The organism is Burkholderia sp. NRF60-BP8 (assembly GCF_001522585.2).
In the GTDB taxonomy this organism is placed as follows: Bacteria; Pseudomonadota; Gammaproteobacteria; order Burkholderiales; family Burkholderiaceae; genus Burkholderia.
In genome coordinates, this window is sequence record NZ_CP013373.1 from 657739 (window position 1) to 679698 (window position 21960).

A 21960-nucleotide genomic window follows, 5' to 3' on the forward strand; every position below is an offset into this window, starting at 1 on the left:
CGGCCGCCTACAGCAGGCCGTGCTGCTGCAGCTTCTTGCGCAGCGTATTGCGATTGATGCCGAGGTACTCCGCGGCGAGCGACTGGTTGCCGCCGGCCTGTACGAGCACGACCTCGAGCATCGGCTTTTCGACGCAGGACATCACCATTTCATAGACGTCGTGCGGATTGGAGCCGTCTAGATCCCGGAAATACACGTCCAGGCTCTCGCGGACACATTGTTCGATGTTGTGCTTGCTCATGCTGCTAACTGGTTATGGTCGTCCGACTCGCCCTGGCTGTTTTCCGCTTCGTCGTCGACGTAGACGAGGTGGTCCGACAGCGCCTTTTGCGCCTCGAAGAATGCATTGACGGCGGCGAGCTGCTCGCGGGTGGAATCGAGCGTGTTCATTCGGTGCCGGAACCCGTTGGCACCGGAAAGGCCGCGAGTGTACCAGCCGATGTGCTTGCGCGCAGTACGGACGCCGGTGAATTCGCCATAGAAAGCGTAGTGGTCTTCCAGGTGTTCGTTCATCACGTGCTGGATCTCGTCGATCCGCGGCGGGGGCAGCAGCTCGCCGGTTTGCAGGAAATGATCGATTTCGCGGAACAACCACGGCCGGCCTTGCGCGGCGCGACCGATCATCAGCGCATCGGCGCCGGTTGCGTCGAGCACGGCCTTCGCCTTGGCGGGCGACGTGATGTCGCCGTTCGCGACGACCGGAATCCGCACGGCCGCCTTCACGGCCGCGATGGTGTCGTACTCGGCGTCGCCGCGATACAGATCGGCGCGCGTGCGGCCGTGCACGGTGAGCATCGAGATGCCGGCCGCTTCGGCCAGGCGCGCGACCGTGATCGCATTCTTGTGCTCGCGGTCCCAGCCGGTGCGGATTTTCAGCGTGACGGGCACCGCGTCGGGCCCCGTGCCGACCGCCGCGACGACGGCCTCGACGATCCGCTGCACGAGCGGCTCGTTCTGCAGCAGCGCGGAGCCGGCCGCGACGTTGCAGACCTTCTTCGCCGGGCAGCCCATGTTGATGTCGATGATCTGCGCGCCGTTGTCGACGTTGTAGCGGGCAGCTTCGGCCATCATCGCCGGATCGGCGCCGGCGATCTGCACCGCGATCGGCTCGACTTCGCCTTCGTGGTTCGCGCGCCGCATCGTCTTCGCGCTTTTCCACAGCTGCGCGTTGGACGCGACCATCTCGGACACGGCGTAACCGGCCCCCAGCCGTTTGCACAGCTGGCGGAACGGACGGTCCGTCACCCCGGCCATCGGGGCGACGAACAGGTTGTTACGCAATACGTGAGAGCCGATAACGGGCATCGCAATGGCGCCGCCCGCGACGAGCGCGGGCAGGGGAAGGGAAGACGGAAAGCGGGCATTTTACCGTATTCCCATGCCCCGCCGATTTGACCCGGTTTGCCTGATTTGCCCGGACGCGCCGTGCGGTGTGCCGCGCGTCAGCTACGCTGGCCGAACATCATCTGACGCGCGATCGCCTTCTTGAGCGGCGGCACGAACTCGAGTGCGGTGAGCGCGGCGCCGCGCAGCAGCGGCAGCGGGCCCGAGTCGATCGTAAACAGGCGCGCCAGCGTGTCGGTCGCGCCGATCGTGAAGCGCCGGTCGAGCGCGCGACGCGCGTTGAAGGTCGCGAGCGCGGTCGCTTCGAAGCCTTGTGCGGACAGCGCGTCGACGAGCGTGTGCGCATCGCGCAGCCCGAGGTTGAGCCCCTGGCCCGCCACCGGGTGCAGCGTTTGCGCGGCATTGCCGACGATCGCGACGCGGCCGCTGACGAGCGTCTGCGCGGCGTTCAGGCCGAGCGGGAAGGACGCGCGCCCGGCGATCGCGACGAATTCGCCCATGCGTTCGCCGAACACGCTGCCGAGCTCGCGCAGGAACGCATCGTCGGGCAGCGCGGCACGTCGCGCCGCTTCGTCGGGCGTACAGCACCAGACGAGCGAGTAATCGGCCTGACGCGGGCCGCCGAGCGGCAGCAGCGCGAGCGGGCCCTCGTGCGTGAAGCGTTCCCACGCGACGTTCGGGCGCGGCGCCGATACCGTGACCGTGCCGACGAGCGCGGTCTGTCCGTAGTCGCGGCGATGCTTGGCCGTATCGGCCTGCTGTTCGTGGAACAGCCCGCCTTCGGCATTGACGACGATGCGCGCGCGCAGCGTGCGCTCGCCTTGCGGGCCGTCGAGCGTCAGCGCGACGCCGTCGGCGTCCTGCTGCGGCGCGCGCGCGGTGGTCGACGTGAGCCAGTCGACGCGCGTGCCGCGCACCGCGTTCGCGAGCGCCTGCACGATCGAGCCGTAGCGGACCACGTAGCCGAGCGCGGCGAGGGCGTGCTCGTCGCGGTCGATCAGCGTGCGGCCGAAATGGCCGCGCTGCGACACGTGGATATGTTCGATCGGCGTGGCGTCGGCGGGCCACGCGAGCGTGTCGAGCAGCACGCGGCTGCCGTGCGACACGGCGATCGCGCGCGGGTCGTTCGCGCTCGCGGCCGGGTCGCGTGCATCGATCAGCGCGATCGATGCATGCTGCGTCGCGCTGCGGCGCGCGATCCAGCCTGCGAGCGCGAGCCCGACGGGGCCCGCGCCGACGATGGCGAGGTCGTAATCCGGCGTGGCGGAGGGGGAAGCGGTCGTCATCAGGGTTCGTGAAACGGTGTTGGCAGTCGAAGCGGTTCAAGCGGTCCAGGCAGTCGCCGGCGGCACGCGGCCGCTCACGCGCCGTGCGCGGCGCCCTCGCGCATCAGCGCCTCGATCTCGTCGGCCGCGACCGGCACGTCGCGCGTGATCAGTTCGCAGCCGTGCTCGCGCACGATCGCGTCGTCCTCGATGCGGATGCCGATGTTCCAGTATTCGGGCGGCACGTCGTCGGCCGCGCGTACGTACAGGCCGGGCTCGACGGTGAGCGTCATGCCGGCTTTCAGCGTGCGCCACGGCAGCGCGCCGTTGGCGTCGCGCGCGGCGAGCCGCTCGCGGTAGTCGCCGCAGTCGTGCACGTCCATCCCGAGCCAGTGGCCGGTGCGATGCATGTAGAAGCGCGTGTACGCGCGCTCGGCGATCGCGTCGTCGACGTTCGAGAAGCGCGTTTTCGGGATGATGCCGGTGTCGAGCAGCCCCTGCGCGAGCACGCGGACGGCTGCGTCATGCGGCGCCTCGAACGGCACGCCCGCGCGCGTCGCGTCGATCGCGGCCTGCTGCGCGGCGAGCACGATGTCGTACAGCGTGCGCTGCGCGGGCGAGAAGCGGCCGTTGGCCGGGAACGTGCGCGTGATGTCCGACGCATAGCCGTCGAGTTCGCAGGCGGCGTCGATCAGGATCAGGTCGCCGTCTCGCGCGGCCGCGTTGCCGGCCGGATAGTGCAGCACGCACGCATTCGCGCCGGCCGCGACGATCGAACCGTACGCGGGCGCCTGCGCGCCGTGCTTGCGGAACAGGTACAGCAGCTCGGCCTCGAGCTCGTATTCGCGGATGCCGGGGCGGCACACCTGCATCGCGCGGCGGTGCGCGAGCGCGGAGATGTGCGCGGCGCGCATCATGATCGCGAGTTCGTGTTCGTCCTTCACGAGCCGCATGTCGTCGAGCAGCGGCGTGAGGTCGAGCAGCGCGTCCGGCGCGGCGACGCCCGTGCGTGCCTGCGCGCGTACCGCGTCGATCCAGCCTGCGAGCTGGCGCTCGAAGTCGGCCGATGCGCCGAACCGGTAGTGCACGGTGCCCGCATCGGCGAGCAGGCGCGGCATTTCGGTGTCGATCACGTCGACCGCGAATGCCGCGTCGAAGCCGAACGCGTCGCGTGCGGCGTCGGGCCCGTAGTGAAAGCCTTCCCAGATCTCGCGGTCGACGTTCTTGCCGCGGCAGAACAGGATCGATTCCGGCGCGCCGTGCGGCGCGGCCGCGTTCAGCACGAGCACGGCATCCGGTTCGGTGAAGCCCGTCAGGTAATGGAAGTAGCTGTCGAACCGGTACGGGTAGGCCGTATCGCGGTTGCGCAGCATTTCCGGCGCGGTGGGGACGATGGCGACGCCGCCGCCCGCGGCACGCAGTGCGGCAAGCACGCGTTCGCGGCGCTGGCGGTAGACGTCGACGGCGATGGCGGTATCGAGGGGCGCATTCATCGTGCGATTGTAGCGCCGCGCGACGCGGTGCGTGAGAGCGGGGCCGGAAGCCGCTCCGGCCAAGGCCCGCGCGGCGGTTGTTGCAAACCATCCACAGGCCGGACGGGCGATTTTCTACCCGGCCGCGCGTGCCGGTTATGATCGGCGACAACGTATACTCTCGGCGGTTCCCTTGAAAAGGCAGATGATGAAATTAATCGGTTCGCTCAGCAGCCCGTACGTCCGAAAGGCGCGGATCGTGCTTGCTGAAAAGAAGATCGACTACAAGCTGGAGCTCGAGAACGTGTGGGCGCCGGAGACGGATATTCATGCATCGAATCCGCTCGGCAAGGTCCCGTGCCTCGTGATGGAGGACGGTGCCGCGGTGTTCGATTCCCGCGTGATCTGCGAATACGTCGATACGCTGTCGCCGGTCGGCAAGCTGATTCCGCCGTCGGGCCGCGAGCGCGTCGAAGTGCGCTGCTGGGAAGCCCTGGGCGACGGTGTGCTCGACGCGGCGGTCGCGATCCGTCTCGAACACACGCTGCGGGAAGAAGGGCAGCGCAGCGCGAGCTGGATCGCGCGCCAGCAACGCAAGATCGACGACGCGCTCGTCGCGATGTCGCAGGGTCTCGGCGGCAAGACGTGGTGCGTCGGCAATCATTACACGCTCGCCGACATCGCACTCGGTTGCGCGCTCGGCTATCTCGATTTCCGGATGCCCGAGCTCGACTGGCGCGATCGCCACCCGAACCTCGACAAGCACTTCGTGAAGCTGCAGCAGCGACAGTCGTTCGCCGATACGCTGCCGCAGAACTGAGCCGCGGCCCGGCCTTCACGCATTCGGCAGACGAAAGAAAAGCGCCCCGCGGGGCGCTTTTCTTTTTGCCGCGCGGGCCGCGCGCGTCACTCGATCGACGCGTACACGGCTTCGCCTAGCGCAAACGAATCGCTGCGCGCGATCGGCCACCACTTGTCGTACAGGGACAAGCCGCAGGTCTGGCCATCGAGCAGCGCACCGGGCTTCAGGTATTTCAGCAGTTGCGACATCAGCCGCACCTCGTGCGGCGCGACCCGCTGCACGATGTGATGCGCGCGCAGCTCGGACGGATGCGCGAGGCCGGCCGCCTGCACGAGTTCCTGCAGCGCATGCAGCGTATTGCGGTGGAAGTTGTACACGCGCTCGGCCTTGTCGGGCACGACGAGCGCGCGCTGGCGCACCGGGTCCTGCGTCGCGACGCCGGTCGGGCAGCGGTCGGTGTGGCAGTGCTGCGCCTGGATGCAGCCGACCGCGAACATGAAGCCGCGCGCCGAGTTCACCCAGTCCGCGCCGATCGCGAGCGTACGCGCGATGTCGAATGCGGTGATGATCTTGCCGCTCGCGCCGAGCTTCACGCGATCGCGCACGCCGATCCCGACGAGCGTGTTGTGCACGAGCAGCAGCCCTTCCTGCAGCGGCACGCCGACGTGGTCGGTGAATTCGAGCGGCGCCGCGCCCGTGCCGCCTTCCGCGCCGTCGACGACGATGAAGTCGGGCACGATGCCCGTCTCGATCATCGCTTTCGCGATCCCGAAGAATTCCCACGGATGGCCGATGCACAGCTTGAAGCCGGTCGGCTTGCCGCCGGACAGCGTGCGCAGCCGCTCGACGAATTCGAGCAGCTCGCGCGGCGTCGAGAATTCCGAGTGCGTCGCGGGCGAGATGCAGTCCTTGCCCATCGGCACGCCGCGCGTCTCGGCGATTTCCGGCGTGATCTTCGCGGCCGGCAGCACGCCGCCGTGGCCGGGCTTCGCGCCCTGCGACAGCTTCACCTCGATCATCTTGACCTGCGGATCGGCCGCCTGCTTCGCGAACTTGTCGGGGTTGAACGTGCCGTCGTCGTTGCGGCAGCCGAAGTAGCCGGACGCGATTTCCCAGATGATGTCGCCGCCGTGCTCGCGGTGGTACTTCGACAGCGAGCCTTCGCCGGTGTCGTGCGCGAAGCCGCCTTTCTTCGCGCCGAGGTTCAGCGAGCGGATCGCGTTCGCGGACAGCGAGCCGAAGCTCATCGCCGAGATGTTGAAGATCGAAATGTCGTACGGTTGCGCGCGATTCGCGCCGACGCGGATGCGGAAGTCGTGGCTCGGCAGCTTCGTCGGCGCGAGCGAATGGCTGATCCATTCGTGCGCGACGGCCTTCACGTTCAGCTCGGTGCCGTACGGACGGTTGTCCGCGACGTTCTTCGCGCGCTGGTAGACGAGGCTGCGCTGCGCGCGCGAGAACGGTTTTTCGTCGGTGTCGTCCTCGACGAAGTACTGGCGGATTTCAGGTCGGATGAATTCGAACAGGAAGCGAAAGTGCCCCCAGAGCGGGTAGTTCCGGAGGATCGCGTGGCGGTCCTGGTTCAGGTCGTACAGGCCGAGTGCGACGAGGGCGATGGGGATGACGATCCACAGCCAGGAAAGAACGTGGGCCGACGCGAGCGCGGCCGCTGCGACGAGCAGCAGCACGGCACACCACATCGCGAGGTAGCGTCTTGAAAGCATGGGGACTCCATAAGAATCTTGAGATACCGCCATGCGTGCGCTGCGAAGGCGGCACACCGGCCGTGGCGGAATCGTGTTCCGCCGGGCGCGGCGTGCCGCAAGTCTAAACCGAATGGATGTCAGCGTGCTTCGGCGAGCGCCGGTGCGCGGCCCGCCGGTGCAGCCTGACCGGGTTGGCCGGTGGCCGCGGACTCGATGATGCCGCCGCCGAGGCAGATCTCGCCGTCGTACAGCACGGCCGACTGGCCGGGCGTGACGGCCCACTGCGCGTCGTCGAACGCGAGCGAGAAGCGCGCTTCGCCTGCCGGGCCGGCTGCCGCGGCGCCTGTCGCGGCCCGGCCGTCCGCGGCCCGGCCTATCGCGGCCCGGCCGAACCTGCACGCCGCGTCGGCCTGCCGGTAGCGCGTCTTCGCGCCGCACGCGAAGCCGTCCGCCGGCGGCTCGCCGGCGACCCAGCTCACGTTGCCGGCGACGAGCTCGCGCGACAGCAGCCACGGATGATCGTGACCCTGCACGACGTACAGCGTGTTCGACGCGATGTCCTTCGCGGCGACGAACCACGGCTCGCCGCTGCCGCTCTTGCTGCCGCCGAGGCCGATGCCCTTGCGCTGGCCGAACGTATAGAACGCGAGGCCGATGTGCTCGCCGACCACCTTGCCGTCGGGCGTCTTCATCGGGCCGGGTTTCGTCGGAAGATAGCGGTTCAGGAAATCGCGGAACGGCCGTTCGCCGATGAAGCAGATGCCGGTCGAATCCTTCTTCTTCGCATTCGGCAGCCCGATCTGCGCGGCGATCTCGCGCACCTTCGTCTTCGGGATCTCGCCGAGCGGGAACATCGTCTTCGACAGTTGCGCCTGGTTCAGCCGGTGCAGGAAGTACGACTGGTCTTTCGTATGATCGAAGGCCTTCAGCAGTTCGAAACGCCCGTCGCGCTCGCGCACGCGCGCGTAGTGGCCGGTCGCGATCATTTCCGCGTCGAGCGACATCGCGTGGTCGAGGAACGCCTTGAACTTGATCTCGGCGTTGCACAGCACGTCGGGGTTCGGCGTGCGGCCGGCCGAGTATTCGCGCAGGAACTCGGCGAACACGCGGTCCTTGTATTCGGCGGCGAAGTTGACGGCTTCCACGTCGATGCCGATCAGGTCGGCCACCGACACGACGTCGATCCAGTCCTGGCGCGTCGAGCAGTACTCGCCGTCGTCGTCGTCTTCCCAGTTCTTCATGAACAGGCCGACCACGTCGTAGCCTTGTTCCTTCAGCAGCCACGCGGTCACCGACGAATCGACGCCGCCCGACATGCCCACCACTACACGGCGCTTGCTCATTTGCCGACCGCCTGACGTTCGAATGCCTCGGGGCGCGGGGCGACCGAGTGCGTGTGCACGAAATCGAGCGGAATGCGCCGCCCGGCGAGATAGTCGTCGACGCAGCGCATCACCGCGGGCGAGCGATGGCGCTCGCTGCAGGCGCGCAGTTCGTCGGCCGTCATCCACAGCGTGCGGACGATGCCGTCGTCGAGCACATGGCCCGCGACCGGTTCGCCGGCGGTGCCGCAGAACGTGAAGCGCAGGTAGGTCGCGCCGGCGCTGCCGGGGCGATCGTAATGCGCGAGATAGACGCCGACGAGCGCGTCGGGCGTGAACGGGCGCGCGGTTTCCTCGAGCGTTTCGCGGATCACGGCGTCGGCCAGCGTTTCGCCGGCTTCGAGATGACCGGCCGGCTGGTTGATGCGCAGGCCCGTCGAGGTTTCTTCCTCGATCACGAGAAAGCGGCCGGCGCGCTCGACGAGCGCGGCGACCGTCACATGCGGGGTCCAGATTTCGGGTTTCATGGTTCGGCATTTTACCGGTTGCGCCCGAACGTTGCCGGTCGTCCGCCGCCGGCCGTTCGTCGGACGATCCGACCCTCGCAGATCGCCCGTCCCGGCGCTGCGTCACGACGCTGCATGACGGTGCGGGCCAAGCGCCTGTCGCATTCGAGCACGGTCGTGCGGAAAGTGCTGGCGCGACCATCGCTTTCGGTTAAAGTGCAGCGTGAAAGCCGTTGCTCGTGAGCCGGTAAGTCAGCCTGTCCGGCTCGTTGTGCAGTAAAGATCGCAAGAAAAGAAATACTGACAATGACTGGAGGAACTGACGATGCATATTGGAGTGCCTGCTGAAACGCGGGCCAACGAGGCGCGTGTGGCTGCGACGCCGGAAACCGTGAAGAAGTATGCGGCGGCCGGCCATCGCGTCAGTGTCGCGAAAGGGGCCGGCAGCGCAGCCAGCTATCCCGACGAAGCCTATGCGGCCGTCGGCGCCGAATTGACCGACCAGTCGGCCGCGTTCGACGCCGATCTCGTCCTGAAGGTCCAGGCGCCCACCGACGCCGAACTGCCGTTGCTCAAGCGCGGCACCGTGCTGATCGGCATGCTCGAGCCGTTCAACGGCGAGCAGGCGGCGAAACTCGCCGCGGCCGGCGTGACCGGTTTCGCGCTCGAGGCCGCGCCGCGCACGACGCGTGCGCAGAGTCTCGACGTGCTGTCGTCGCAGGCGAACATCGCCGGCTACAAGGCCGTGCTGGTGGCCGCGTCGCTGTATCCGCGCTTCATGCCGATGCTGATGACGGCCGCGGGTACCGTGAAGGCGGCGCGCGTGCTGATTCTCGGCGCGGGCGTCGCGGGCCTGCAGGCGATCGCGACCGCGAAGCGCCTCGGCGCGGTGATCGAGGCGTCCGACGTGCGGCCGGCCGTGAAGGAGCAGATCGAGTCGCTCGGCGCGAAATTCCTCGACGTCCCGTTCGAAACCGACGAAGAGCGCGAAGCCGCGCAGGGTGTCGGCGGCTATGCGCGCCCGATGCCGGCATCGTGGCTCGGCCGCCAGGCCGCGCTCGTGCACGAGCGGGCGAGGCAGGCCGACATCGTGATCACCACCGCGCTGATTCCCGGGCGCCCGGCGCCGACGCTGATCTCGGTCGACACCGCGCGGGCGATGAAGCCCGGCTCGGTGCTCGTCGATCTCGCGGCCGGCCGCGGCCCGGAAATCGACGGCCGCCGGGGCGGCAACTGCCCGCTGACCGTTGCCGACCAGGTGATCGTGCACAACGGCGTGACGATCGCCGGCTACACGAATCTCGCGTCGATGGTCGCGTCGGACGCGTCGGCGCTGTACGCGCGCAACCTGCTCGACTTCACGAAGCTGATCGTCACGAAGGAAGGCGCGCTGAACATCGACCTGACCGACGACATCGTCGCCGCGACGCTGTTGTGCCGCGACGGTGAAGTCACGCGCAAATAACGGAGGAGACCATGGAAGTCATCAATCACACGGTGATCAACGTGATCATCTTCGTGCTGGCGGTGTACGTCGGCTACCACGTCGTCTGGAACGTCACGCCGGCGCTGCATACGCCGCTGATGGCCGTGACCAACGCGATCTCGGCGATCGTGATCGTCGGCGCGATGCTCGCGGCGGCGCTCACCGTCGGCGCGACCGGCAAGTTCTTCGGCACGCTCGCGGTCGCGCTCGCGGCCGTCAACGTGTTCGGCGGCTTTCTCGTGACGAGGCGAATGCTCGAGATGTTCCGCAAGAAGGAGCCCAAGCGCGTCGAGGGCGGCAAGGAGGGCGCGCGATGAGCATGAACGTCGTTACGCTGCTGTACCTCGTCGCGTCGGTGTGCTTCATCCAGGCGCTGAAGGGCCTGTCGAATCCGAAGAGCGCGCGGCGCGGCAACCTGTTCGGGATGGTCGGGATGGCCATCGCGATCCTCACGACGATCGCGCTGATCGTCAAGCAGGCCGCGTGGCTCGGCGCGAACCTGCCGCTCGGCCTCGCGCTCGTGCTCGGCGCGCTGATCGTCGGCGGCGGCGTCGGCGCGTTCGTCGCCGCGCGCGTCGAGATGACGAAGATGCCGGAACTCGTCGCGGCCATGCACTCGCTGATCGGTCTCGCGGCCGTGTGCATCGCGTATGCGGTGGTGTCGGAGCCGGAAGCGTTCGGGCTCGTGCCGCAGGACGCGGTGTCGTCGAGCTTCATCCCGTACGGCAACCGCGTCGAGCTGTTCATCGGCACGTTCGTCGGCGCGATCACGTTCTCCGGTTCGGTGATTGCGTTCGGCAAGCTGTCGGGCAAGTACAAGTTCCGGCTGTTTCAGGGCGCGCCGGTCGTGTACGCGGGCCAGCACCTGATCAACCTGATGCTCGCGATCGCGATGCTCGGCTTCGGCATCCTGTTCTTCATCACGCAGGCGTGGCTGCCGTTCATCATCATGACGGCGATCGCGTTCGTGCTCGGTGTGCTGATCATCATTCCGATCGGCGGCGCGGACATGCCGGTGGTCGTGTCGATGCTGAACTCGTACTCGGGCTGGGCGGCGGCCGGCATCGGCTTCTCGCTGAACAACGCGATGCTGATCATCGCGGGTTCGCTGGTCGGCTCGTCGGGCGCGATCCTGTCGTACATCATGTGCCACGCGATGAACCGCTCGTTCTTCAACGTGATCCTCGGCGGGTTCGGCGGCGAAGCGGCGGCCGGCGGCGCGGCGGGCGCTCAGGAGCAGCGGCCGGTGAAGTCGGGTTCGGCCGACGACGCGGCGTTCATGCTCGGCAACGCGGAATCGGTCGTGATCGTGCCGGGTTACGGGCTCGCCGTCGCCCGTGCGCAGCATGCGCTGAAGGAGCTGACCGACAAGCTGGTCGAGAAGGGCATCGACGTGAAGTACGCGATCCACCCGGTCGCCGGCCGGATGCCGGGCCACATGAACGTGTTGCTCGCGGAAGCGGAAGTGCCGTACGAGATCGTGCACGAGATGGAGGACATCAACGGCGAATTCGGCCAGGTGGACGTGGTGCTCGTACTCGGCGCGAACGACGTCGTGAACCCGGCCGCGAAGAACGATCCGAAATCGCCGATCGCGGGGATGCCGATCATCGAGGCGTACAAGGCGCGCACGGTGATCGTCAACAAGCGTTCGATGGCGGCCGGCTACGCGGGTCTCGACAACGACCTGTTCTACATGGACAAGACGATGATGGTGTTCGGCGATGCGAAGAAGGTCATCGAGGACATGGTGAAGGCGGTCGAGTAACGCAGGCGCCGGCACGCGGCGCCCGCTTCGATGCGCGGGCGTCGCGGCCGCGGACGGGCCCGACCGGTGCAGTTCACAAGCCGGCCGGGCCTTTTTCATGGTGCGATGAGGCGTGCGACGCAGGCGGTGACCGTGTCGCGCACGCGGTCGGCCGGATCGATCGGGCGCGCATCGCCGCCCGTCGCGACGCACACCGGTTGAGCCCGGCCGCGAAGAACCCGCTCGACGCGACCGCGCGCTCGCCGCCACGCCGCGTCAGCGCATCGGCGCTTCCGCGATCCGCATGTAGTCGGCGATCCGCCGGCCCTCCATGTCCGGAAACTGCTCGTGCACGGTGATGTCGCCCATCCGCGCGATGTCGAAGGTGCGGAAATCGTCGCGCAGCTCGCACCACGCGCCGATCGTCCAGCGCCCGCCCCAGTAGACGAGCCCGAGCGGCCAGACGCGACGCTGCGAATGCGCGCCGAGCCGGTCGCGATAGTCGAAGCTGACGATGTGGCGCGTGTCGATCGCCTGGTGGATCGCGTCGACCTTCGCGCAAAACGTCGCGTCGATGTGGAACGACGGCGCGAACACGGGCAGCCGGTCGAGCGCCGTACGCTTGTCGGCCGGCATCGCCGACGCGATCTTCGCGAGCGCCGAGCGCGCGCCGCTCGCGAAGCGCGCACCGCCCCAGGTCTCGAGCATGCGCGCGCCGGTGGCGAGCGCCGCCAGCTCCTCGGCCGTGAACGTGAGCGGCGGCAGGCTCGCGTTGCGGTTCAGCCGGTAGCCGATGCCGGCCTCGCCTTCGATCGGCACACCCGACAGTTGCAGGTCGCGTACGTCGCGGTAGACCGTGCGAGGCGACACCGACAGCCAGTCGGCCAGTTGCTGCGCGGTCGTGAGACGACGCCCGCGCAACAGCTCGGCGATCTGGAACAGGCGGTCGGCACGGCGGGTCATGACGGCACCTCGATTCCTCTGGCTACGGGGACTTCGCGATGATAGCGCCGCGCGAGCCCGCTGACCGCTGCGCTCAGTGGCATTTCGGCGCGTGCAGGCCGACGCGGTTGCCTTCCGTGTCGATCAGGTAGCCGACGTAGCCGTAGTTGTTCGGCAGCTCGACGACGGATCCCTGCACGACGCCGCCCGCGCGCTTCGCGCGTTCGAGCGCCGCGACGACCGATTCGCCGGCGTTCAGGTAGACGAGCACGCCGTTCGCGCTCGGCTTCATCTGCTGCGGATCGAACACGATGCTGCCGCCCGTGCTCGATGCGTCGCGATCGAACGTCGCCATCGGCACGCCGCCGATGACCTCGCGCTGCAACGTGGTTTGCAGCACGGTTTCGTAGAAGCGGATCGCGCGGTCGAAATCGAGGGACGGAATGTCGAACCAGGCGATCGCGCGTTCCAGGGTTGCAGTGGCGGTTGCTGACGTCATGACGAGCTCCTTGTGTTGCGTTGTTATGCGGATTCGATGGGAAAACCAGCCTGCATTGCGCCGGGATTGCAGTGTGATCGCGGGCTGCTGACACCGTATTGTCAGTAGAGTTGTCACCCTTGACATGCAACCATTCGGTTGCATAATAAGGCCATTGACCCGGGAGCGGCATGGATCTCGTTTTCAAGGCGCTGGCCGACGCCACGCGCCGTCGGTTGCTCGATCTGCTGTACGCAAAAAACGGCCAGACCGTGTCCGAGCTGTGCGACGGGCTCGCGATGAGCCGGCAGGCCGTGAGCAAGCATCTCGCGCTGCTCGAGGCCGCGAACCTCGTCGCGACGACGTGGCGCGGCCGGGAGAAGCTGCATTACCTGAATCCGGTGCCGATCCATGACATCGCGCAACGCTGGATCGGCAAGTTCGAGCGTCAGCGCCTGCAGGCGCTGGCGGACCTCAAGCGGGGGCTGGAAGCGCCCCGCGACACGGGAGACGACGATGGGTAATCCCGATTTCGTGTACGTGACCTTCATCGCGGCCACGCCCGAGCGCGTGTTCGACGCGCTGACCAATGCCGAGCTGACGAAGGACTACTGGGTGCGGCATCGCAACGCGTCGCCCGACTGGCGGCCGGGTTCGCGGTGGGAACATCAGGACTACGACGATCCGTCGCGGGTCGACATCGTCGGCGAAGTGGTCGAGAACGATCCGCCGCGCCGGCTGGTCGTCACGTGGCGCACGCCGTCGGGGGAGGGCGAGGAATCGCGCGTGACCTATCTGGTCGAGCCGCACGAGGGCGTCGTGAAGCTGACCGTCACGCACGACGGGCTGGTGCCCGGTTCGGAGATGGACCGCGGGATTCGCGGCGGCTGGCCGGTCGTGCTGTCGAGCCTGAAGACGCTGCTCGAGACGGGGCATGCACTGCCGTTTACGATGGCGCGCTGGTCGCAGTCGAAGCATTGACCGGCAGCGGAAAAGCACAGGGGCCGCGATGGCGGCCCCTGCACGTCGTGGCTTGCGCAAGCGCACGGATGGCTTACGCGTCGCCCTCCGGCGCGGCCGCGCGTGCCTTCACGCTGCCGGCGATCAGGTCGAAGCGGAACAGCCGGCATTCGAGCGCGCCGTTGAACAGCGGCGTCTTGGCCGATTCGCGCAGGCGCAACTGGCCCGGCAGCGAACGGTCGGACGTCAGCAGGAACGCCTGCCAGCCCGTGAAGCGCTGCTTCAGCGCATCGCCGAGCGCGTTGAAGAACTCGCTGTCCGGCGCGTCGGTGTGCGTGCGACGGAATGCGTCGTCGTTGCCGCGGTTGCGGCCGGTTTCGCGCACCTCGCCGCGCGCGCTGCGGCCGCGCACTTCGATCCGCTCGCCGTACGGCGGATTCGCGAGGAGGATGCCCGGCCCGTCGCACGGCGGCGTCATCCCGCGCGCATCGACCTGCTTGAGCCACACCGACGGCACGCCCGCGCGCTCGAGGTTCGCGCGCGCCTTCTCGAGCATGTCGCCGGAGATGTCGCTGCCGTACACGCCGAGCGCGTCGCCGCGCCTGGCCCGCGCCGCGCGCTTCGCGTCGAGCGCCGGGACCTTCAGCCCCTGCCACGCGGTGATGTCGTACTGCTTGAGCTTTTCGAAGCCGAACCGGCGCTCGACGCCGGGCGCCACGCCGAGCGCGATCTGCGCGGCTTCCGCGAGGAACGTACCGCTGCCGCACATCGGGTCGTACAGCGCGGTGCCGGGCGTCCAGCCGGTCAGGCGCAGGATGCCGGCCGCGAGGTTCTCGCGCAGCGGCGCCGCGCCCTTGTCGAGGCGCCAGCCGCGCTTGAACAGCGGCTCGCCCGACGTGTCGAGGTACAGCGTGCATTCGCCCGCCGTCAGGAACGCGAACACGCGCACGTCCGGCGCACCGGTGTCGATGCTCGGGCGCGCGCCGGTCTTGTCGCGCATCCGGTCGCAGATCGCGTCCTTCACGCGCAACGTCGCGAATTCGAGGCTCTTCAGCGGCGACTTGATCGCGGTGATGTCGACGCGCAGCGTCTGCGTGGCCGCGAACCAGCGTTCCCACGGTTGCTCGAGCGCGAGCGCATAGACGTCCTGCTCGTTGCGGTACGCGCGGTGCGCGATCTTCAGCAGGATCCGGCTCGCGATCCGCGAATGGAGGTTCGCGGCCATGCCGGCGGCCCAACCGCCGCTGAAATGGACGCCGCCCGGCACCTGCGCGCCCGCGGTGAACGGCGCGCCGTTCAGGTGGCGGCCGGCGATTTCGGCCAGCTCGGCGGCAAGCGCCGCTTCGAGGCCGCGCGGGCAGGGGGCGAAGAATTCGAACAGGGTGGGCGAGGACATAAGGCGGGTGAGGACGTGCAAAAGTCCACTATTGTACGCGGCGCAGGCGACCGGGGCCGGCGTTTCGGCGCGGCGGCGCCGGCGCGGCGGCCGCTCGCGCGTGCCGGGAGGGCGACGGGGGCGGCGGGGCGCCGCCGCTCCACCTCCCCGCCGCCCCCGCCGCCGGTCAGTGTGCGCCCGGCTGGCCGGCGCGCGCGGCCGAGTTGCCCGCCGGCCAGAACAGCGCGGACGGCTTCGCGAGCACCGTGCGGACGATCGCGGCGACGAGCGCGCGCACCTTGGTCGGGCGCAGGCTGCGCGAGCGCACGGCCATCGTGAACGCGAGTGCGAAGCTCACGAGCACGTTGAGGAAGGCCATGCTGAGCACGCCGGCGCCGGCCCACCACAGTTCGGGCGTGCGGAGCGCATCCTTGCCCAGCACGCCGAGCGCGACCCCGATCGAGCCGGCCGACAGCGTCACGTGCCGCACCTCGAACGGGAACATGAACACGGTGACGATCGCCGGGACGAGGCCGAGCATCAGGCCGAGGCCGACGTTTGCGACCACGCCGGCGACGTTCGACCGGCAGAAATGCGCGAGCTTCGCGGCGCCGGCCGCGCCGAGCGTCAGGCGCAGCCGACGGTTGTACGCGAGCGCGTCGCCGACGCGGTGCAGCACGAACCAGTTGTCGGCCCAGCCCGCGAGCAGGCTCGACGCCCACAGCAGCACGCCCGTGAGCGCCGCATAGAACGGCGTCGGGCCGAGCAGCGAGAACGAATGCAGCGTCGCGTGCGCCTTCTCCGGCGAGATCAGGTTCGTATGCGTGACGTTGGCCGCGAACAGCTGCACGAGCAGGCACACGGGCAGCACGACGACCACGTTCCCGGAAATCGCGGCCGCCTGCGTGCGGATCAGTGCGATCACCGACGCGACGAACGCCTTCACGCCTTCCTCGTGACCGGTGTCGTCGAGTTCGCGCGCGAGCGTCGGCGCGGTCATCGCGGGCTGCTTGGTCGCGAGCGTGAAATGCAGGAAGTGCATCAGCATGAAGCTGGCCGCGTAGTTGATGCCCGCCAGCAGCCCTTCGAGCATCGACTGCAGGTGCGCACCCGTGATCGCGAACTTCACGCACACGGTCGCGACCGTGACGAGGCCGCCGCCGGCCGCCATCCGCAGCATCTTCAGATACTCGGCCCGGCCGCGCGAGATGTAGTGCTCGCCGGTGTCCGCGTTGGTCTCGACGAGCTTGCGCGCGAACAGCGAGAAGTTGCTGCGCACGAGGTGCGCGACGCTCTGGCTGCTCTGGTTCGCGTCGACGAGCTCGGCGGTCAGGTGCGCCATGCCGTGCAGGTCGTCGCGCGCCATCCACGCGTTGAGCAGCATCTCCGCGCGCAGGATGCGCATGCGCATCCGCTCGACCTGGAACACGATGTCGACCGACACGCCGTTGCGGTACAGGTGCGCGAACACGTTGTCGACGGCGATCCGGCATTCGTCGAGCAGCACGCGCAGGTAGTTCACCTCGTGCAGCAGCTTGCTCGGGTCGCCGCCGTCCTCGACGGCCGCGTGCGCGGTCTCGACCGCGAGCATCGCGCGCGTGAGGCGGTAGAACGGCTGCGATTCGAGCGGCTTGCGCGCATCGTCGTCGGACAGCCGGCTGCGCACCGTCTGCGACAGGCCGGTCGAGCTGATCTGGCAGGTCAGGTTGTGCAGCGCGGCCAGCAGGTCGCGCGAGAACGAGCCGGGCTCGTGGCGCTCTTCGTCGGTGACGTCGAACGAGAGCAGCTCGGCGAGGCGCGCGAGCAGATCGTCGGGCAGCGCGTCGATCCATTTCGCGTCCTCGGGCGTCGGGAACATCAGCGTGAACAGCGCCGACAGCTCGCGGCGGTTCGGCGCAGGCGGGATCAGCGACGAATCGATCCGCTCGAACAGCGCGCCGAAGAAGCCCGAATGCACGGGCATGCCGGCGTCGCACAGCAGCGAGATGCCGTCGCACTCGCGCAGGATGCCGCGCAGGATGCGCGCGGCGTGCGCTTTCCACGCGGGGTTGCGATCGAGCACGTGGAACAGGTAGCGCAGCCGCGCATGCGCCGGATACGCGCGCGTGTCGGCGTTGCGCTCGGCCGGCGTGTCCTGCACCGTGCCGTTGCGGCGCAGCCAGTGCGCGAGCTCGATCAGCCATTCGCTGCGCTCGGCGTACGACGCGTCGGCGTCGGCATGCGCGAGCAGCGCATCGAGCTGGTGACCGGCATTGCGCGACGCGCGCCACTTCTTGATCAGGGTCGTCAGGGAACGAAACATAAACGGAATAGCGAAAGCCCGGGACGGGCGGGTTCGGGATGCCGGCCGGGGAAACGGCGCGGCGCCGGGAGAACGGGTGAGACGGGGCCGGCGCCGGACGGGGCGCGGCGACCCGCGATGCGGCTGCCCCGCTGTGGTGCACGCCGACCGCGCGCAGCGCCGGGAGGCACGGCGGCCGGGCCGAACGCGGCTCGGCGCCGCTGGCTGGTGCGCACGACGAACGGCGCGAGCCCGAAAGTGCGTAGGATCGTCAATCGGGCCGGAAAACGCAAGCCGACCGCGTTGCATGGCGCGGGTTCCGGCGGCTTTGACAAAGAATGTAAAGGGCCGTTCGGCCGATGAAGGCGGTGCGCGAGGCCGGCGGCGTGCAGCCTCCGACGGGCGGCGCGCGCGGCCGGTCGCGCCGCGCCGTTCGACACCGCGCGGGCGAACGCCGTGCCGAACGTTCGCCTGCGCGCCGTCGGCGTTCGCTTATGCGCCGGACTTGCCCGTCGCGCCGGCGTCGCCGCCGGACGTCGGGTTGGCCGGGCACGGCACGACCGGCGCGGCCGTCGTCTTGCCGCCGGCGGCGGGCGCGGCCGGCGCGCCGCGGCGGGCGGCCATTGCGCGCACGCCGTCCGCGGCCTGCGCGGCAATCGCGTCGAGCGCGCGCCGGTGGCCGGCGACGAGTGCGTCGTAGCCGTCGGCGACCGGTTCGGCGACGCTCGTGCGGCAGGTCATCACGGCCTGCGTGGCGAGCGAGCGCACGCTCCACACGGCGTCGATCGCGGCCCGCTTGCCGGGCCACGACTCGAAGCGCTGCACGTTCACGCTGATGCGATACACGGGCACGCCGGCCGGATAGGCGGAATTCGCGACGTCGATCGTGCCGAGCCGAGCGGCGAGATCGTCCGACAGCGCGCGGCGGATCTCGTCGGCGGGCGGCGACGCCCAGCGTTCCTGCTCGAGCACGTCGACCTGCGCGGCGTTCTTCTGCACGACCAACTGGTTCCTCGCGACCTGCTCCGGCACGCCGACCGACGGCACCTCGATCAGGAACGCCGGGTTGGCCGGCGCGGTGCGCAGCGGCGCCGCGGCGTCGGCCGGGCTGAGCGTGTAGAACCGCGCGGGCGGCGAGCTGCACGCGGCGAGCGCGAGTGCGGCGAAGACTGCCGCCGCGCCGCTCGCGAAACCGTTCACGCGTGTCGTCATGGTTTATCTCCTGGCTTGCCCTTGAGCAGCGATTCGGGGTGGCGCTCCAGATAGTCGGCGAGCGCGTTCAGCGATTGCAGCGTGCGCGTGAGTTCCTTCAGCGCGCCGCGCACGTCGGACTGCAGCGGCGAATCCTGCTGCAGCGTCGCCTCGGCGGTCGAGAAGGTCTGCTTCGCGGCCGACAGCGTGTCGCGCGCTTCCGGCGCGACCTGCGTGTCGAGCTGCTTGAACAGCTTGTCGGCGTTCGCGAGCGCGCTGTTCAGGTTCGCGCCGATCTGGTCGAACGGTACCTTGTCGAGCTTCTTCGCGATGTCGGCGACCTGCAACTGCAGCTCGTCGAGCGTATTCGGCACGGTCGGCAGCTCGAGCGGCTGGCGGGCCGTGTCGATCTTCACGGCCGGCGCCTTCGGGAAGAAGTCGAGCGCGACGTACAACTGGCTCGTCAGCAGGTTGCCGGTGCGCAGCTGGCCGCGCAGCCCGTGCTGGACGAGCCGCTCGACGATTTCGCGGCGCGCCGGTTCGCCCTTGCTCTCGATCGTCTCGCGGAAGCGGCGGCCGAGGCGTTCCGGATACACGTTCATCGTCACCGGCATCAGGAAGTTCTTCGTCTTCGGATCGAAGTCGATGCCGATGTTCGTCACTTCGCCGAGCACGATTCCGCGGAAGTCGACCGGCGCGCCGACGGCGAGGCCGCGCAGCGACTGGTTGAAGTTCATCACGACCTGCAGCGGCTGGCCGTCCGGGTCGCGCATCGCGTCGCCCTCGTCGGAGCCGAGACGGAACGTCGTGTTGTTCGGCGCGGTCGTGCCGCTGCCCTGGTTCGGCGGCGTCTGGAACGCGATGCCGCCGAGGATCACCGTCGCGAGCGACTGCGTGTTCAGCTTCAGGCCGCTCGAGTCGAGCCGCAGATCGACGCCGCTCGCCTGCCACCAGCGCGAGTTCATGCCGACGTACTGGTCGTACGGCGCATTGACGAACACGTTGAACGTGACGCCCGTGCCGTCCTTGTCGAGCGAGAAGCCGACCACCTGGCCGACCTGGACGCGGCGGTAGTAGACCGGCGAGCCGATGTCGACCGAGCCGAGCGAATCGCCGCGCAGCACGTACTGCGTGCCTTTCTGGTCGCCCGTGACGGCGGGCGGCGTCTCGAGGCCGGTGAAGTCGGTCAGCGTGTCCTGCCCGTGACCGGCGTCGACGCCGATGTACGCACCGGACAGCAGCGTGCCGAGCCCCGACACGCCGGTCGCGCCCACGCGCGGGCGCACGATCCAGAAGCGCGAGCCCTGGACCGCGAAGTCCTCGGCTTCCTTCTTGAGCTGCACCTGCACCAGCACGCGCGACAGGTCCTTCGACAGCTTGATCGTCTTGACCATGCCGATCTCGACGTCCTTGTACTTGACCTGGGTCTTGCCCGGCTCGAGCCCTTCGGCGCTGTGGAAGCTGATCGTGATTTCCGGGCCGCGCTCGCGCACGGACTTGATCACGAGGCCGATGCCGATCAGCGCGGCGATCAGCGGCACGAGCCAGACGAGCGACGGCAGCCAGCCGCTTTTCGTCGAGATCGCCGGATCGGGCGGCCGGGGCGCGTCGTGCTGCGGGCCTTGTGGACTATTCATGGTGATTCCCTGAGGTTTCGACTGGATCCCAGATCAGGCGGGGATCGAACTGCATCGACGCGAGCATCGTCAGGATCACGACCGAGCCGAACGCGAGTGCGCCGGGGCCGGCCGTGATGACGGCGAGCGAACGGAAATGGACGAGCGCGACGGTCAGCGTCACGACGAAGATGTCGAGCATCGACCAGCGGCCGATGCGCTCGACGATCCGATAGAGGCGCGTGCGCTGCAGCGGCCGCCAGGCGGCGCGACGCTGCGCGCTGGTGACGAGGATCGTCAGGACGGCGAGCTTGAGCATCGGCACGAGAATGCTCGCGACGAACACGACCACGGCGAGCGGCCAGTCGCCGGACGTCCAGAAATAGATGACGCCGCTCATGATCGTGTCTTGCTGCGACCCGACGATCGACGACGTCCGCATGATCGGCAGCAGGTTCGCCGGAATGTAGAGGATCGCGGCCGCGAGCAGCAGCGCCCACGTGCGCATGACGCTGTTCGGCGTGCGCACGTGAAGCGCGCTGCCGCAGCGCGCGCAATGCGCGTGCGGCCGGTCGATCGTCTGCACGAGCCCGCACGCGTGGCAACTGGCGTAGCCCTCGCGGGCGGCGGTAGGCGTGGGCTGCGTCATCGGCGCGGCGCGTCCGGCAGCGGCGCGGCCGGGTCGGGCCGCTCGGGCGCGCGGCCGGCGCGCAGGTCGTCGGCGATGTCCCATACCGTGCGCGGGTCGAACATCAGCACGACGGCGGTCATCAGCGTGAGCGCGCCGAACGCGAACAGCGCCGCGTCGGGCACGACGCGCGCGAGGCTCACCATCTTCACGATCGTGACCACGATGCCGAGCATGAACACCTCGATCATCCCCCACGGCCGCACGAGCTGGATCGTGCGTAGCACGAGGTTGAGGCCGGGTGGCACGATGCCGCGCCGGATCGGCAGCAGCACGTAAAGGAGCGCGGCCATCTCGACGAGCGGGAACAGCACGGTCGAGCAGAACACCATCACGCCGACGATCGCCATGTCCTGATGCCACAGCGCATCGATCGCGCCGATCAGCGTCGTCTGCACGCGTGTGCCGTTCAGGTCCATTTCGAGGATCGGGAACGCCTGCGCGATGACGAACGTGACGAGCGCCGCGACCGCGAGCGCGGTGATGCGCTCGATCTGCGTGGTGCTGTTGCGATAGAGCAGCGCGTCGCAGCGCGGACAGCGTGCGATCTCGCGGCCGCTCAGGCGCGGTTTATGCAACAGTGCGTCGCATTCGTGGCAGGCAATCAGGTCGTATCGTTGCATGGAAAAGGCGGTGTTGCGACGGCCGGGGGAACGCGTCGACGGGGCCGGAACCCGCGCCAATCTTACCAAAAGGGCTTTTTCGATGGGTCAAGGATCGTGCGTTGCGTGACCGGTCGGTAACATGACGGGAAGCCGTCAGCCGACTGGCGCGCCTGT

At 68.7% G+C, this 21960-nt stretch carries 21 protein-coding genes; 6 read left to right on the top strand and 15 right to left on the bottom strand.

Translation table 11 applies throughout. The features are described from left to right. Positions 1–7: 7 nt before the first annotated feature. The 4 genes from WS54_RS16235 to WS54_RS16250 all read right to left on the bottom strand — a co-directional run bounded on the left by WS54_RS16235 (position 8) and on the right by WS54_RS16250 (position 4102). Positions 8–241 carry a Fis family transcriptional regulator gene (locus WS54_RS16235; protein WP_006476892.1) on the bottom strand — a complete coding sequence of 78 codons (234 nt, stop codon included), beginning with the start codon at positions 239–241 and terminating at the stop codon, positions 8–10. Next, positions 238–1305 carry a tRNA dihydrouridine synthase DusB gene (gene dusB, locus WS54_RS16240; protein WP_034206429.1) on the bottom strand — a complete coding sequence of 356 codons (1068 nt, stop codon included), beginning with the start codon at positions 1303–1305 and terminating at the stop codon, positions 238–240. The genes WS54_RS16235 and dusB overlap by 4 nt, the downstream gene beginning before the upstream one ends. A gap of 137 nt (positions 1306–1442) precedes the next feature. Then, positions 1443–2630 carry a UbiH/UbiF/VisC/COQ6 family ubiquinone biosynthesis hydroxylase gene (locus WS54_RS16245; protein ID WP_059779217.1) on the bottom strand — a complete coding sequence of 396 codons (1188 nt, stop codon included), beginning with the start codon at positions 2628–2630 and terminating at the stop codon, positions 1443–1445. Positions 2631–2704: 74 nt separating this feature from the next. Then, complete coding sequence (locus WS54_RS16250; RefSeq protein WP_059779219.1) at positions 2705–4102, bottom strand: aminopeptidase P N-terminal domain-containing protein; 1398 nt, start codon at positions 4100–4102, stop codon at positions 2705–2707. Between the two features lie 184 nt (positions 4103–4286). On the opposite strand from WS54_RS16250, the gene WS54_RS16260 reads away from it, so the two are divergent. Then, positions 4287–4901 carry a glutathione S-transferase family protein gene (locus tag WS54_RS16260; RefSeq protein ID WP_027783574.1) on the top strand — a complete coding sequence of 205 codons (615 nt, stop codon included), beginning with the start codon at positions 4287–4289 and terminating at the stop codon, positions 4899–4901. An 86-nt stretch (positions 4902–4987) separates the two neighbouring features. On the opposite strand, the gene WS54_RS16265 is transcribed toward WS54_RS16260, so the two are convergent. The 3 genes from WS54_RS16265 to WS54_RS16275 all read right to left on the bottom strand — a co-directional run bounded on the left by WS54_RS16265 (position 4988) and on the right by WS54_RS16275 (position 8438). Further along, complete coding sequence (locus WS54_RS16265) at positions 4988–6607, bottom strand: FMN-binding glutamate synthase family protein (RefSeq protein ID WP_059779222.1); 1620 nt, start codon at positions 6605–6607, stop codon at positions 4988–4990. 119 nt (positions 6608–6726) lie between these two features. Then, positions 6727–7932 (bottom strand): tRNA 2-thiouridine(34) synthase MnmA, encoded by a 1206-nt coding sequence (gene mnmA, locus WS54_RS16270; protein ID WP_034206433.1) that lies wholly within the window; start codon positions 7930–7932, stop codon positions 6727–6729. Then, positions 7929–8438: an NUDIX hydrolase gene (locus WS54_RS16275; protein ID WP_059779224.1), complete on the bottom strand. Its 510-nt coding sequence runs from the start codon at positions 8436–8438 to the stop codon at positions 7929–7931. The genes mnmA and WS54_RS16275 overlap by 4 nt, the downstream gene beginning before the upstream one ends. 304 nt (positions 8439–8742) lie before the next feature. On the opposite strand from WS54_RS16275, the gene WS54_RS16280 reads away from it, so the two are divergent. From WS54_RS16280 to WS54_RS16290, 3 genes are read left to right on the top strand one after another with little or no spacing between them, the layout of a single operon-like run. Further along, positions 8743–9882 carry a Re/Si-specific NAD(P)(+) transhydrogenase subunit alpha gene (locus tag WS54_RS16280; RefSeq protein ID WP_059779227.1) on the top strand — a complete coding sequence of 380 codons (1140 nt, stop codon included), beginning with the start codon at positions 8743–8745 and terminating at the stop codon, positions 9880–9882. Between the two features lie 11 nt (positions 9883–9893). After that, complete coding sequence (locus WS54_RS16285) at positions 9894–10220, top strand: NAD(P) transhydrogenase subunit alpha (protein ID WP_006476884.1); 327 nt, start codon at positions 9894–9896, stop codon at positions 10218–10220. Continuing rightward, entirely contained in the window at positions 10217–11671 is a 1455-nt protein-coding gene (locus WS54_RS16290; protein WP_006483443.1) for an NAD(P)(+) transhydrogenase (Re/Si-specific) subunit beta, read from the top strand. Before WS54_RS16285 ends, WS54_RS16290 begins: the two co-directional genes overlap by 4 nt. A gap of 255 nt (positions 11672–11926) precedes the next feature. Here the strand turns inward: WS54_RS16290 and WS54_RS16295 are convergent, their stop codons facing one another. Both WS54_RS16295 and WS54_RS16300 read right to left on the bottom strand, forming a co-directional pair. Then, positions 11927–12613, bottom strand: coding sequence for a helix-turn-helix transcriptional regulator (locus WS54_RS16295; protein ID WP_059501008.1), 687 nt, complete (start codon positions 12611–12613; stop codon positions 11927–11929). Positions 12614–12686: 73 nt separating this feature from the next. Continuing rightward, positions 12687–13091, bottom strand: coding sequence for a VOC family protein (locus WS54_RS16300; RefSeq protein WP_027783582.1), 405 nt, complete (start codon positions 13089–13091; stop codon positions 12687–12689). 170 nt (positions 13092–13261) lie between these two features. Here WS54_RS16300 and WS54_RS16305 point away from each other — a divergent pair, with 170 nt between their 5' ends. Both WS54_RS16305 and WS54_RS16310 read left to right on the top strand, forming a co-directional pair. Next, entirely contained in the window at positions 13262–13594 is a 333-nt protein-coding gene (locus WS54_RS16305) for an ArsR/SmtB family transcription factor (RefSeq protein WP_034206438.1), read from the top strand. Continuing rightward, positions 13587–14051 (top strand): SRPBCC family protein, encoded by a 465-nt coding sequence (locus WS54_RS16310; protein WP_059779228.1) that lies wholly within the window; start codon positions 13587–13589, stop codon positions 14049–14051. The genes WS54_RS16305 and WS54_RS16310 overlap by 8 nt, the downstream gene beginning before the upstream one ends. 73 nt (positions 14052–14124) lie before the next feature. On the opposite strand, the gene WS54_RS16315 is transcribed toward WS54_RS16310, so the two are convergent. The 6 genes from WS54_RS16315 to WS54_RS16345 form a co-directional block, all read right to left on the bottom strand. Beyond that, a complete protein-coding gene (locus WS54_RS16315) occupies positions 14125–15426 on the bottom strand; it encodes a THUMP domain-containing class I SAM-dependent RNA methyltransferase (protein WP_059779230.1) in 1302 nt (433 codons plus the stop codon). 166 nt (positions 15427–15592) lie between these two features. Next, complete coding sequence (locus WS54_RS16320; RefSeq protein ID WP_059779232.1) at positions 15593–17707, bottom strand: site-specific recombinase; 2115 nt, start codon at positions 17705–17707, stop codon at positions 15593–15595. Between the two features lie 471 nt (positions 17708–18178). Then, positions 18179–18898, bottom strand: coding sequence for a PqiC family protein (locus WS54_RS16330; protein ID WP_059779234.1), 720 nt, complete (start codon positions 18896–18898; stop codon positions 18179–18181). Continuing rightward, positions 18895–20514: a PqiB family protein gene (locus WS54_RS16335; RefSeq protein WP_034206443.1), complete on the bottom strand. Its 1620-nt coding sequence runs from the start codon at positions 20512–20514 to the stop codon at positions 18895–18897. The genes WS54_RS16330 and WS54_RS16335 overlap by 4 nt, the downstream gene beginning before the upstream one ends. Then, positions 20507–21142, bottom strand: a complete 636-nt coding sequence (locus WS54_RS16340) for a paraquat-inducible protein A (protein WP_034206444.1) — start codon at positions 21140–21142, stop codon at positions 20507–20509. The genes WS54_RS16335 and WS54_RS16340 overlap by 8 nt, the downstream gene beginning before the upstream one ends. Continuing rightward, entirely contained in the window at positions 21139–21804 is a 666-nt protein-coding gene (locus tag WS54_RS16345) for a paraquat-inducible protein A (protein ID WP_034206445.1), read from the bottom strand. The genes WS54_RS16340 and WS54_RS16345 overlap by 4 nt, the downstream gene beginning before the upstream one ends. Positions 21805–21960 lie beyond the last annotated feature (156 nt).

Coding starts and splice junctions, on each gene's coding strand:
- WS54_RS16235 (WP_006476892.1), bottom strand. CDS start 241: ATGAGCAAGCACAACATCGAACAATGTGTCCGCGAGAGCCTGGACGTG.
- dusB (WP_034206429.1), bottom strand. CDS start 1,305: ATGCCCGTTATCGGCTCTCACGTATTGCGTAACAACCTGTTCGTCGCC.
- WS54_RS16245 (WP_059779217.1), bottom strand. CDS start 2,630: ATGACGACCGCTTCCCCCTCCGCCACGCCGGATTACGACCTCGCCATC.
- WS54_RS16250 (WP_059779219.1), bottom strand. CDS start 4,102: ATGAATGCGCCCCTCGATACCGCCATCGCCGTCGACGTCTACCGCCAG.
- WS54_RS16260 (WP_027783574.1), top strand. CDS start 4,287: ATGATGAAATTAATCGGTTCGCTCAGCAGCCCGTACGTCCGAAAGGCG.
- WS54_RS16265 (WP_059779222.1), bottom strand. CDS start 6,607: ATGCTTTCAAGACGCTACCTCGCGATGTGGTGTGCCGTGCTGCTGCTC.
- mnmA (WP_034206433.1), bottom strand. CDS start 7,932: ATGAGCAAGCGCCGTGTAGTGGTGGGCATGTCGGGCGGCGTCGATTCG.
- WS54_RS16275 (WP_059779224.1), bottom strand. CDS start 8,438: ATGAAACCCGAAATCTGGACCCCGCATGTGACGGTCGCCGCGCTCGTC.
- WS54_RS16280 (WP_059779227.1), top strand. CDS start 8,743: ATGCATATTGGAGTGCCTGCTGAAACGCGGGCCAACGAGGCGCGTGTG.
- WS54_RS16285 (WP_006476884.1), top strand. CDS start 9,894: ATGGAAGTCATCAATCACACGGTGATCAACGTGATCATCTTCGTGCTG.
- WS54_RS16290 (WP_006483443.1), top strand. CDS start 10,217: ATGAGCATGAACGTCGTTACGCTGCTGTACCTCGTCGCGTCGGTGTGC.
- WS54_RS16295 (WP_059501008.1), bottom strand. CDS start 12,613: ATGACCCGCCGTGCCGACCGCCTGTTCCAGATCGCCGAGCTGTTGCGC.
- WS54_RS16300 (WP_027783582.1), bottom strand. CDS start 13,091: ATGACGTCAGCAACCGCCACTGCAACCCTGGAACGCGCGATCGCCTGG.
- WS54_RS16305 (WP_034206438.1), top strand. CDS start 13,262: ATGGATCTCGTTTTCAAGGCGCTGGCCGACGCCACGCGCCGTCGGTTG.
- WS54_RS16310 (WP_059779228.1), top strand. CDS start 13,587: ATGGGTAATCCCGATTTCGTGTACGTGACCTTCATCGCGGCCACGCCC.
- WS54_RS16315 (WP_059779230.1), bottom strand. CDS start 15,426: ATGTCCTCGCCCACCCTGTTCGAATTCTTCGCCCCCTGCCCGCGCGGC.
- WS54_RS16320 (WP_059779232.1), bottom strand. CDS start 17,707: ATGTTTCGTTCCCTGACGACCCTGATCAAGAAGTGGCGCGCGTCGCGC.
- WS54_RS16330 (WP_059779234.1), bottom strand. CDS start 18,898: ATGACGACACGCGTGAACGGTTTCGCGAGCGGCGCGGCGGCAGTCTTC.
- WS54_RS16335 (WP_034206443.1), bottom strand. CDS start 20,514: ATGAATAGTCCACAAGGCCCGCAGCACGACGCGCCCCGGCCGCCCGAT.
- WS54_RS16340 (WP_034206444.1), bottom strand. CDS start 21,142: ATGACGCAGCCCACGCCTACCGCCGCCCGCGAGGGCTACGCCAGTTGC.
- WS54_RS16345 (WP_034206445.1), bottom strand. CDS start 21,804: ATGCAACGATACGACCTGATTGCCTGCCACGAATGCGACGCACTGTTG.